This window comes from Dietzia massiliensis, from assembly GCF_018390595.1.
Lineage (GTDB): Bacteria > Actinomycetota > Actinomycetes > Mycobacteriales > Mycobacteriaceae > Dietzia > Dietzia massiliensis.
The window spans coordinates 19,448-29,956 of the sequence record NZ_JAHBAV010000045.1; the positions used below are offsets into that span (position 1 = coordinate 19,448).

The following is a 10,509-nucleotide window of genomic DNA, read 5'->3' on the forward strand; positions in this document are numbered from 1 at the left end:
CGGGCAGCGGTTCAGGCCAGCTGGACCTCGTCGCCTTCCCGGATCGTGCCGGGCGAGAGCGCGCGGAGGTAGACGCCGAACTCCGCGCCGTTGTCGCGCGCGAGTGACCGGAGGACGCTGCGGTCGTGCGGCAGCTCCGCCTGCGGGAGGGGCACCATCCTGCAGCGGGAGATGCGCGAGACGACGTCGCAGGTCACCTCGCCGATCGTCAGCCGGCGGCCGACCCAGTCGAACTCGGGATGCCCGTCGCCTCCGGGCTCGTGGGTGACGATGAGGTTCTTGCGGAACCGGCGCGGATCGATCACCGCGTCCGGCACCGCGGCCTGCAGTGACGACATCGCGGTACTGGTCAGGAGCGACAGCGGCATCGCGTCGAAGTAGGTCCCGCGCGGGGTGGCGTAGTAGCCGAGCTCGGTCAGCAGATCTTCGGGCATTCCCGAGTATGTGGGGAACGGGTCGTCGGGCCCCAGGCCGAGCTGGGTACGCAGGTCGGCCTCGTCGACGGCGCGACGGCGGTAGTGCTCGTGATCGTCGACCGGCCGACGCGGCCACAGGGTGACGCGCCGACCCAGCGCGGCCGAGAGAGCCTCGTGGACGGTGTCGTCATCGCTGCGCATCGACGAGCCGTCCGGGAAGTCGATCTCGATGGTCGGCGTCGCGTCGTCCTGCGGCTCCTCGACGTAGCGCGCGTGGAACTGCAACAGCTCCGCCCACTTCTTGGCGCTGCGGAGCTCGCCGGCGTCCTCGTCCCTGATCACCCAGCCCCGGTCGCCGGGCAGGCCCCAGCGCTCGGTCACCGCCGTCTCGTCCACGCGGTCGCCCCGCATCGACTTCACTGGGTAGCGCCACAGCTCCGAGACCGTTCCCACTCGCATGAACGCCACCTTAGTTAGCGCCGCTCATCGCGGTGACGGATCTGATGTTGTCCGGGACCACCGGGACTGCCACCCTGGGGATCAGAGCCCCGGCCCGGGGCCTCCGGACGAGGGGTGCCGTACCCGGTGTGCGACAAGACGGCCCGTAGGAGGCCGTCATGGCGTGGGTCGTGCTTGTCTTGTCCGGGGTGCTCGAAGCCGTGTGGGCCACCGCGATGGGCCGTTCGGAGGGGTTCACCCGACTCTGGCCGACGGTGGTGTTCGGCGTCGCCCTGGTCGTGAGCATGGCCGGTCTGGCCTACGCGATGCGCGAGCTGCCCGTGGGCACGGCGTATGCGGTGTGGGTCGGTATCGGTGCCTCGCTGACCGTCGTCTACGCCATGGCCGCCGGGGCGGAACCCGCCTCGGCGATGGAGGTGCTGTTCCTGGCCATGATCATCGGCGGTGTGGTCGGGCTCAAGGCCGTCAGCTGATCCGCCGGCCGTACACGAAGCGCCGCGTGATGTCGGAGCGCGGTCGTACGGTGGGGTGAACCGCATCCGAGCTCGCCGCCAGGCCGAGTCCGACCGGAAAGGTCCCACCTCCCCATGACCGCCATCAGCACAATCGACCGCGGACCGCGCGTGGTCGCCCGCAGCGTGACCGTGAACGCGCCCGCCGACGAACTGTTCGCCCTCGTCAACGACCCTCGCAAGCACGGACTCGTCGACGGGTCCGGAACGGTCCGCGACAACGTCCAGGGGCCGGCCACCCTGCACCCCGGCGCCAAGTTCACCACCGCGATGCGCATGTACGGCGTGCCGTACCGCATCACCTGCACGGTCACCGAGCACCGTGACACCCCGGCGGAGAAGGTGATCGAGTGGGCGCACCCCGCAGGGCACCGGTGGCGCTGGGAGTTCACCCCGGCGGGGGACGGAAAGACGACGGTCGTCGAGAGCTTCGACAACCGGCCGTCCAAGCTCGGCAGGTTCTTCGAGATCGTGGGGGTGTCCAAGCAGAACGCGGCGGGCATCACCGAGACGCTGTCGAAGCTGGCGGCCAGGTACGAGACCGCGGGATGACCACGCACTGACTCGCACCGACACGCGTTTTGCGGATCGACGTGGGGACCGCGCGCCGCGACGGCCGGTGATCTATGGTGGTCCGCGACACGGGGTGCTGCCCATCCGGGCGGCTGAGATCACACCCGTCGAACCTGATCTGGGTAGTTCCAGCGAAGGAATGTCGATACAGCACTCGCGTCCACCACAACGGTGGTCTCGGTGCCGTCGCCGATCGGACGCGCCCTGCGTTGCCGAGGAGCGGAGCCGCATCGCCACCCTCGCCGGGAACACCGGGAAGTGAGTGGCAATGGATATCGGCAACAGCGTGCGGATCGACGAGCAGGTCGTCCTCGTCACCGGCGGCGCCCGCGGGCTCGGCGCGGACATCAGTCGCGCCTTCTCCAGAGAGGGCGCTCTCGTCGTCGTCAACTATCACCGCAGCGAGTCGGCCGCCGCCGACCTCGTCCGTGAGCTCGGCGAGGACCGCACCGTCGCACTACGCGCCGACGTCACCGACGACGACGAGGTGCACGCCCTCGTCGACGCCGCCCGTCGCCACTTCGGCGCGCCCGTCACCACGGTCGTCAACAACGCGCTGGTCGACTTCGAGTTCAACGGCGACGCCCGCCCGCGACCCGAGACGCTCACCTGGCACGACTTCGACTCGCAACTGCGCGGCGCCGTGAAAGCCACCCTCGCCACCACTCAGGCGACGCTGCCGGGCATGCGGGAGGCCGGCTTCGGACGGATCGTGAACATCGGCACCAATCTGTTCCAGCACCCCGTCGTGCCGTACCACGACTACACCGCCGCCAAGGCCGCCGCGCTGTCGCTGACCCGGACCCTCGCCACCGATCTGGGACCGGACGGCATCACGGTGAACATGGTCTCCGGCGGTCTGCTGCGCACCACCGCCGCGAGCGCCGCCACGCCTGCAGAGGTGTTCGACCTCATCGCGTCGGGGACGCCGCTGCGCCGCGCGATCACCCCGGCCGAACTCGCCGACGCGGTGCTGTTCTTCGCCTCCCCGTGGGCGCGGGCCGTGACCGGGCAGAACCTCATCGTGGACGGGGGACTGGTCAAGGGGTGAGGCGCGGCGGCGCCGATCGCACCGAGGGCGCGCCCTCGCACCCGCGCGCACTCGTGCCCGCGCGCCCTCGCGCCCTCACACGTGCGCGCCCTTGCCGGTGCCGGTCGGGTGGGGGAGGCTGGAGTCATGCAGTTCCCCTCGGTGGTCTTCTCGCGGACGTCCGAGGGCCGCCGGATCGCCGAGGCCGAGGCCGCTGTCGCCGAACTCGACCAGCGCCTCGCGGAATGGGACGAGCAACGAGCCCTCCTGGCCGCCGACGATCTCGGCAGCGACCCGCACCGGCACGTCCCGCGAACCTGGCCCGCCGTCGCCGAGTCCGCGGCCTCCGCCGCCGGACGCCTCGCGGCTCCGCTGTCACCGGCGGCGCTGGAGGCCGAACGCTCCGAACTCCGATGGTCGGGCGTGGGCAAACTGATCGGGGCCAGCCTCTCGGCGGCGGTGCTCCTGGCTGTCCCGCTGACGCTCGTCCTCAACGCGGTGATCTGACGTGCCGCTGATCCTCGCGCTGGTGGTGTTCGCGGTCCTCGCCGGTGTGGTCGCGTGGATCGCGTCGACCGGATGGCTCGTGCGCTCCGGACTGGAGGACCTCGCCCGCCACCGTCGGCTCAGCCGGGGGACCGACCCGGCGCAGCTCACCGCCGAGCGCGCCGTCGACACCGCGCGGCGCACCCACGCGCTGGCCTCCGAGGCGCTCGCCGCGACCCTCGACCGCTGGTATGAACTCCGCTCCACGCTCGGCATCGGCACCCCGCTCGAAGCCGAGTACCCCGCCGTGAGGGACGCCCTCGACGGCGACCCCGCGTTCGCCCGCCTACTGGAGCGGGCGAACGACGCCCTGGTCGACAGCACCACCGACCGTCCGAGCAGAGTGGCCGACCTTCTCGCAGAGGCCGCCCGCCTGGACGCGCTGACGCTGGCCGTGCGCGACCGCATCTATCGGGCGAGACGCGCGCCGTGACCGGGCAGAACCTCATCGTGGACGGGACTGGTCAAGGGGTGAGCCTGTCAGGTCCTCCGAAATCCGCTACTCCGCCTCGGAATCCGCTACTCCCGTGGAGGTAGCGGATCCGCAGGCGGAGTAGCGGATGTCGAGCTGGGTGGGTCGACTGCCCGTCGTGCCGGGTCTCGGATCAGGGGGTGCCGGTGCCCTCGTCGGCGGCGGGGGAGGTGTTGGTGCCGCCGTCGTTGATCTCGAAGCGGGTCCACTTGCCGTCCATGTCTACCTCCATGGCGTACCCGAGCGCGTCGTCGGGGACCTCGACGGTCTTGAACCAGTCGTACGCCTTGGTGTCGTCAGCGAACTCCTTCTCCTCGATGACGTTCTGGTCGGGGTCCACTACGCGGTAACGGGGCATGCTTGCTCCTTCGAATCGATGGAATCCGGTCGTATCCGCAGTGTGGGTGATCCGGCGTCATCTCGCATCCGGTCAGGACGCGTACGGTCGGAATCCCCGACGTCTCAGGAGGCCTGCCGTGACCACCGATCCCAACGCCCAGCCGCTCGTCGACCCCACCACCAAGTACCAGGTCGACATCCCGATGCAGTCCCAGCCGGTGCCGGGGCTCGCATCCGAGCTCGAGCCGCCGGCCGATCACGGTGAGACGTCCTACGTCGGTCACGGGAGGCTCACCGGCCGACGCGCGCTCATCACCGGCGGAGACTCGGGCATCGGGCGCGCGGTGGCGATCGCGTACGCACGCGAAGGGGCCGACGTGGCGATCGGATACCTGCCCTCCGAGCAGTCCGATGCGGACGAGGTCGCCCGGTTGGTCCGCGAGGCCGGCCGCACCTGCGTCCTGCTGCCGGGCGACGTCGGCGACGAAGAGGTGGCACGGGGGATCGTCCGTGACGCCGTGGCCGGGCTCGGGGGCATCGACGTGCTGGTGCTCAACGCCGCCCGGCAGACCTACGTCGAACACCTCGAGGACCTGAGCTCCGAGCAGTGGGCGGAGACCATGAACGTCAATATCTCGGCACAGTTCTGGATGATGCAGGAGGCGCTCGGTCATCTGCAGCCGGGGGCGAGCGTCATCTTCACCTCGTCGGTTCAGGCGTACACCCCGTCGCCGGGCCTGGTGGACTACGCGACCTCGCGGGCCGCGGTCAACACGATGTCCAAGGCGCTGGCGCAGCAGCTCGCGCCGCGGGGGATCCGCGTGAACGCCGTCGCGCCGGGCCCGTTCTGGACCGCGCTGCAGGTGACGGGCGGGCAGAAGCCGGAGAAGCTGCCGTACTTCGGGCAGAAGAACCCGCTCGGTCGGCCGGGGCAGCCGGTCGAGATGGCCGGCGCGTACGTATATCTGGCCTCCGAGGAGTCGTCGTACACGACCGGCAACACGCTCTCGGTGACCGGCGGCGCGCCCACACCCTGACGCAGCCGCCCGGCCACAGCCGCGCGCTGGGATGGCGTCTCGCGTCTCACGATGCGCCGGGACCACAGTCGCTCAGCCACAGCCGCCCGCCGGGATGGCGTCTCGCGTGCCACGATGCCCGGGGAACACAGTCGCCCAGCCATAGCCGCCCGCCGGGATGGCGTCTCGCGTGCCACGATGCGCTCGCGAAACACAGCCGCCCGCCGGGATGGCGTCTCGCGCGCACCGAAGGGTGGGCGAGACGCCATGGTGAGGAGCGGCTGCGGGCTGGGTGGGCAGCGGCGGGAGCGAGACGCCATCGGCGGGAGCGGCTGCGGCAGGCCAGCCACACAGCGGCGGGAGCGGCTGCGGCAGGCCAGCCAGACAGCGGCAAGAGCGACTGCCGGCTGACGCACCGACGCGCGCCGCCCAGGGGGTGAGGCGACGCGCGTCGGGGGAGGAGCCGATCACCGAGAAGGCGGGGGGCGCCGTCCCGCGGGGTCGACCGGCTCCGGTCTGTGGGGGTTGTGGGAGATCAGGAGTCGTGGATGATCACGCCGCGCATGATCTTCCCGTCCTGCAGATCCTGGTAACCCTGGTTTACCTGGTCGAGCGTGTACGTGGTGGTGATGAGCTCGTCGAGCTTCAGCTTGCCCTCGTCGTACAGCCGCAGCAGCTTGACGATGTCGTACTGGGGGTTGGCGGAACCGAAGAGCGTGCCCTTGATGGTCTTGCCGAACAGGGCCATCATCGTGCCGTTGACCTGCACCGTCTTGTCGGTCATGCTCCCCATGCCGGTGATCACCACGGTGCCGCCCTTGCCGACCACGTCGAAGGCGCTGGAGACGACCTCCTCCTCGAGCGTGCCCACGAGGATCAGCGCCTGATCGGCCATCTGGCCCCAGGTGAGCTTCTCGACCTCGGCGTGGGCCTCGGCCGCACTGGCGAACGCGTGGGTCGCGCCGAACTTCAGCGCCTCATCGCGCTTGAACTGCACCGGATCCACCACCACGACGTGGCGGGCGCCCGAGTGGACGGCGCCCTGGACGGCGTTGATGCCCAGGCCGCCGATGCCGTAGATCACCACGGTGTCGCCCTGACGGACGCTGCCGGCGTAGACAGAAGTGCCCCACCCGGAGGGCACGCCGCAGCCCACTAGCACGGCCTTGTCCAGCGGCAGCCAGTCGTCGACCTTGACCACCGAGTGCTGCGAGATGACCGAGCGTTCGGAGAAGGTGCCGAGCATGCACATGGCGCCGAAGTCCTGGCCTCCCGAGTGGAAGCGGAACGTGCCGTCCGGCATGTGGCCGTCGAGGATCGTGGCGCCCATGTCGCACAGGCTCTGTCGGCCGGTCGAACAGTAGCGGCAGACTCCGCAGTTGGGGATGAACGAGCACACCACGTGGTCGCCGGGCTTGACCTTGGTGACGCCCTCGCCGACGGCCTCGATCACCCCGGCGCCCTCGTGCCCGCCCACGATCGGGAAGCGGGGCGGCAGGGAGCCGTCGGACAGGTGCAGGTCCGAGTGGCACAGGCCGGCGGCCGTGTACTTGATGAGCACCTCGCCGGGGCCGGGGTCGTCCAGGTCGAGCTCGATGATCTCGAACGGCTGGTTGGTGTCGAACAGTACGGCTGCCTTGGTCTTCACGGCGGTGGTCCTTTCGGCTGGCGGGTGTGGGAAGAGAGGAAGGAGGAAGGGAAGAAGGGGGAGCAGGGGGACTCCGGCGTCCCCGGAAGTGGTCACGGGGACGCCGGGTCCCGGTCCGGGTGGGCCGACGGCGTCGGGCCGGCCGGGCCTACAGCTGGGAGGCCGACGGCGTCGGGCCGGTCGGGTCAGAGCTGGATGTTGACCGACCGGGTCTGGGTGTAGAGGTCGAGCGCGCCGGCGCCGAGCTCGCGGCCCCAACCGGACTGCTTGAACCCGCCGAACGGCATGGCCGTGTCGAAGCCGTTGTACTGGTTGACCCACACGGATCCGGCCTGCAGGCGGCTGGCCACCCGGTGTGCCTTGGAGAGGTCCTTGGTCCATACGCCGGCGGCGAGGCCGTACATCGAGTCGTTGGCCTGGCGGACGGCGTCGTCGACGTCAGAGAACCGCAGGGCGGAGACGACGGGGCCGAAGATCTCCTCCTTCACGACCCGGTCCTCGGGCTTGACGTCCACGAACACCGTGGGCTGGATGAAGTAGCCGGTGTCGCCGTGGCGAGCCCCGCCGGTCAGGGCGCGGCCGCCGTCCTCGATGCCGGCGCGCAGGTAGTAGGAGACCTTGTCGAACTGGTCCTGGTCCACGACGGGCCCGAGCACCGTGTCGGGGTCGAGCCCGTGGCCGATGGTGGCCTGGGACGCGGCGTCGGCCACAGCCTGGGTGAACTCCTCGTAGATAGAGTCCTCCACGTAGAGGCGCGTGCCGGCGGTGCAGGCCTGGCCGTGGTTGAACATCCACGCGGCCACGGAGCCGGCGACGGCGGCGTCCCAGTCGCAGTCGGCGAAGACGAGGTTGGCGCTCTTGCCACCCAGCTCGAGGGAGACCTTCTTGAGGTTGCCCTTGGCGGCGTCCACGATGAGCTTGCCGACCTCGGTGGAGCCGGTGAAGGCCACCTTGTCCACGTCGTCGTGGCCGGAGATGGCGGCGCCGGCGTCGCCGAAGCCGGTGATGATGTTGACCACGCCGTCGGGCACGCCTGCCTCCTGGCAGACCTCGCCGAGCAGGAGGGCGGTGAGCGGGGTCTGCTCGGCCGGCTTGAGAACGAGGGTGTTGCCGGTGGCCAGGGCGGGGCCGAGCTTCCACGCGGCCATGAGCAGCGGGAAGTTCCACGGGATGATCTGCCCGCACACGCCCACGGGCACGCGCTGGGTGTAGGCGTGGAACTGCTTGTCACCGGCGAACGGCATGGACACCGGGACGGTGGAGCCCTCGATCTTGGTGGCCCAGCCGGCGTAGTAGCGGAACACGTCCGCGGCCCAGGCCACGTCGACGGCGGTGGCGATCGCGACGGACTTGCCGTTGTCGAGCGCCTCGATCTGACCGAACAGTTCGGCCTTGGCGTCGAGCAGGTCGCCGATGCGCCACAGGATCTGCTCGCGCTCGCGCGGCTTCATGGTGGCCCAGGCGCCGTCGTCGAAGGTGCGGCGGGCGGCGGCCACCGCGCGGTCCACGTCCTCGGGCCCGCCGTGGGCGACCCGGGTGATCTCGGCACCGGTCGCAGGGTCGTGGGTGGCGAAGGTGCGGCCGTCGGCGGCGTCGACCCACTGTCCGCCGATGAGCAGGCGATGCGGACGGGCCAGGAAGTCGCGGGCCTCGGCGCCCAGGCGCTCGTCGACGTGCGCGCCGGAGTCGGTGCCCGAGCCGGTGTCGCGGGAGAGTGTGCCGGTCATAATTTCCTCCGAAGATCCGACCGCCTCGGTTGTGAGGCTGATCACAACTCATCCTGGGGGCGAGTCGGCCCTCCGGAGTGTTCAGTTTCTGGACACGCGAGTGGACACGGTGACGGCGGGCACCGGGTGCGCGTCAGGACAGCCCGAACTCCCGCATCCGGGCGTACAGCGTGGTCCGGCTGATCCCCAGCCGCCGGGCGGCCCGCGAGCGCACCCCGCCGCACTCGGTGAGGGCGGCGACGATCGCGTCGTACTCCCCGCGGGCCAGCTCTCCGGGCCGTGGCGGGCGCGCCGAGCGGGACCGCGACGGCAGCGCGTCCACGTCGAGGGTCGCGGCGCACTTCTGCTCGAGCCGGGTCAGGCAGTCGCCGAGGACCGCGCGCAGGGTCACCAGGCCGTTGGGTAGGTCGAGCACGCAGGCCGTCTCCACGAATCGCGACGTCACCGTGGGTGGCCGCCTACCGCGCCGCGCGGCCAGGTCGGCGACCATGCGGCGGACGATCTCCTCGCCCTCGGTGCCGCGCTCGTGCAGGGGGCGGACCTCTGTCCGCCGGTCGCACAGGTCGAGTATCGCCGTCACCGCGGGGCGCGGGTCGTCGCGACTGGTGACGACGACGAGGTGGTCTCCGGCCGATTCCATGCGCGCGGCCAACCGGCGCAGATCGGCGTCGTCCAACAGGTCGATGTCGTCCAGGATCACCGGCCCGGCAAGTTCACGGAGTGCGGGCGCGACCATCTCCCGCCATGCTGTCGCGGCGTCGTCCGCCTCGGCGAGCCGGAGATGGCGGGCCCCGGGGCCTGCGATCGCCCTCGCCGTCGTCGACCTCCCCGATCCCGACGGCCCCCGGACGGCGTGCCTCCGCACCACCGTCGCGGGGGCGGCGACGACGATCCGGGGCGCGAGCGTGGGCGCGGGTGTGGGCGCGGGCGCGGGCGTGGGCGCACCGGGCGACTCGGGGAACGTGAGGTCCAGCAGGTGCCCTCGGCGCCCCACGCGGCTGGTGGCCACCCCCACGGTGCCGACCGACAGCTCGACGACCTCACCCATCTCGTCGCGCTCTACCAGTCGGCGGAGGGTGACGAGGTCCCTGGAATCCAGTCGCTCCAGGCTTGAGTGCGAGGCCAGGACCACCTCGTCGCCGAACGCGCACGTCGCGGTGTCGGAGGAGCGGGTGCGCTCGACGAAGCGGCGCCACAGCTCGCGGTCGTCCGCGCGGGCGGTGTCGACGTAGCGGGCCTCGATGTCGGCCACGACCTTGCGGACGAAGGGTGCGAACAGGCGTGATGCGTCCGCGCTCATGTCCGTGAGGTTGACCGCGCCCACCAGGCGTCGGGTGAGCGGGTCGATGATCGGGTGGCCGTAGCAGACGAAGTCGCGCAGGACCTCGGCGAAGTGCTGCTCACCGTGGATGAACACTCCGGCCCGCGTCTCGAGCGCCGTGCCGATGCCGTTGTTGCCCACGGCCTCCTCCGTGAGCGTGGCGCCGTCGTCGACGCCCCGCCGGAGCAGCATGCGGGAGATCCGCGCGTTGTCGCGGGCCGTCCTGATGACCCGGCCCTCGCGATCGGCCAGCACGAGGCTGGCGCCGGTGTCCCGCAGGACGGTGTCGAGCCCGTCCATCACCGGGCGCGCGGCCTCGGTCAGGCGGTGGGAGCGGGCGGCCCGCGGGTCGGGCGCCCCCGGCCGGGCGCTCTGCGGGGTCAGGCCGCTGAGCTCGGACCGACGCCACGCCAGGTCCAGCGGGTCCGCATCGGGCGAGGGGGGCGGGTG

11 protein-coding genes and 2 riboswitches are annotated in these 10,509 nt (G+C 71.1%); of the genes, 6 read left to right on the top strand and 5 right to left on the bottom strand.

Annotation, left to right across the window (positions count from 1 at the left end):
- Nucleotides 1–11: 11 nt before the first annotated feature.
- Entirely contained in the window at nt 12–875 is an 864-nt protein-coding gene (locus KHA85_RS12390; RefSeq protein ID WP_213186008.1) for an MOSC domain-containing protein, read from the bottom strand.
- A gap of 81 nt (nt 876–956) precedes the next feature.
- Nucleotides 957–1,023: riboswitch (guanidine-III (ykkC-III) riboswitch) on the top strand.
- Between the two features lie 10 nt (nt 1,024–1,033).
- Here KHA85_RS12390 and KHA85_RS12395 point away from each other — a divergent pair.
- From KHA85_RS12395 to KHA85_RS12415, 5 genes are all read left to right on the top strand, one after another.
- On the top strand, nt 1,034–1,348 hold the full coding sequence (locus KHA85_RS12395) for a DMT family transporter (protein WP_213186009.1): 315 nt from the start codon (nt 1,034–1,036) through the stop codon (nt 1,346–1,348).
- Nucleotides 1,349–1,462: 114 nt separating this feature from the next.
- A complete protein-coding gene (locus KHA85_RS12400) occupies nt 1,463–1,939 on the top strand; it encodes an SRPBCC family protein (RefSeq protein ID WP_213186010.1) in 477 nt (158 codons plus the stop codon).
- 80 nt (nt 1,940–2,019) lie between these two features.
- Nucleotides 2,020–2,117: riboswitch (TPP riboswitch) on the top strand.
- 111 nt (nt 2,118–2,228) lie between these two features.
- Nucleotides 2,229–3,011 (top strand): 3-oxoacyl-ACP reductase, encoded by a 783-nt coding sequence (locus KHA85_RS12405; protein ID WP_007627081.1) that lies wholly within the window; start codon nt 2,229–2,231, stop codon nt 3,009–3,011.
- A gap of 126 nt (nt 3,012–3,137) precedes the next feature.
- Nucleotides 3,138–3,497, top strand: a complete 360-nt coding sequence (locus KHA85_RS12410; RefSeq protein WP_213186011.1) for a hypothetical protein — start codon at nt 3,138–3,140, stop codon at nt 3,495–3,497.
- 1 nt (nt 3,498) lies between these two features.
- Entirely contained in the window at nt 3,499–3,969 is a 471-nt protein-coding gene (locus KHA85_RS12415) for a hypothetical protein (protein ID WP_061230092.1), read from the top strand.
- A gap of 172 nt (nt 3,970–4,141) precedes the next feature.
- Here the strand turns inward: KHA85_RS12415 and KHA85_RS12420 are convergent, their stop codons facing one another.
- The gene (locus tag KHA85_RS12420) at nt 4,142–4,366 is read right to left on the bottom strand and encodes a hypothetical protein (protein WP_007627087.1); all 225 of its coding nucleotides are present in this window, start codon (nt 4,364–4,366) and stop codon (nt 4,142–4,144) included.
- 118 nt (nt 4,367–4,484) lie between these two features.
- Here KHA85_RS12420 and KHA85_RS12425 point away from each other — a divergent pair, with 118 nt between their 5' ends.
- Nucleotides 4,485–5,384, top strand: a complete 900-nt coding sequence (locus KHA85_RS12425) for an SDR family oxidoreductase (protein WP_308936945.1) — start codon at nt 4,485–4,487, stop codon at nt 5,382–5,384.
- A 514-nt stretch (nt 5,385–5,898) separates the two neighbouring features.
- Here KHA85_RS12425 and KHA85_RS12430 read toward each other — a convergent pair.
- The 3 genes from KHA85_RS12430 to KHA85_RS12440 all read right to left on the bottom strand — a co-directional run.
- The gene (locus KHA85_RS12430) at nt 5,899–7,011 is read right to left on the bottom strand and encodes an NDMA-dependent alcohol dehydrogenase (RefSeq protein WP_213186012.1); all 1,113 of its coding nucleotides are present in this window, start codon (nt 7,009–7,011) and stop codon (nt 5,899–5,901) included.
- Between the two features lie 185 nt (nt 7,012–7,196).
- Nucleotides 7,197–8,738 (bottom strand): aldehyde dehydrogenase family protein, encoded by a 1,542-nt coding sequence (locus tag KHA85_RS12435; protein WP_236885619.1) that lies wholly within the window; start codon nt 8,736–8,738, stop codon nt 7,197–7,199.
- 133 nt (nt 8,739–8,871) lie between these two features.
- A partial coding sequence (locus KHA85_RS12440; protein WP_236885620.1) for a helix-turn-helix domain-containing protein occupies nt 8,872–10,509 on the bottom strand: 1,638 nt, incomplete at its 5' end.

Bases quoted from the DNA above. Each gene is read 5' to 3' on its own strand.
- KHA85_RS12410 (WP_213186011.1), top strand. From the start codon at position 3,138: ATGCAGTTCCCCTCGGTGGTCTTCTCGCGGACGTCCGAGGGCCGCCGG.
- KHA85_RS12395 (WP_213186009.1), top strand. From the start codon at position 1,034: ATGGCGTGGGTCGTGCTTGTCTTGTCCGGGGTGCTCGAAGCCGTGTGG.
- KHA85_RS12390 (WP_213186008.1), bottom strand. From the start codon at position 875: ATGCGAGTGGGAACGGTCTCGGAGCTGTGGCGCTACCCAGTGAAGTCG.
- KHA85_RS12400 (WP_213186010.1), top strand. From the start codon at position 1,463: ATGACCGCCATCAGCACAATCGACCGCGGACCGCGCGTGGTCGCCCGC.
- KHA85_RS12405 (WP_007627081.1), top strand. From the start codon at position 2,229: ATGGATATCGGCAACAGCGTGCGGATCGACGAGCAGGTCGTCCTCGTC.
- KHA85_RS12435 (WP_236885619.1), bottom strand. From the start codon at position 8,738: ATGACCGGCACACTCTCCCGCGACACCGGCTCGGGCACCGACTCCGGC.
- KHA85_RS12420 (WP_007627087.1), bottom strand. From the start codon at position 4,366: ATGCCCCGTTACCGCGTAGTGGACCCCGACCAGAACGTCATCGAGGAG.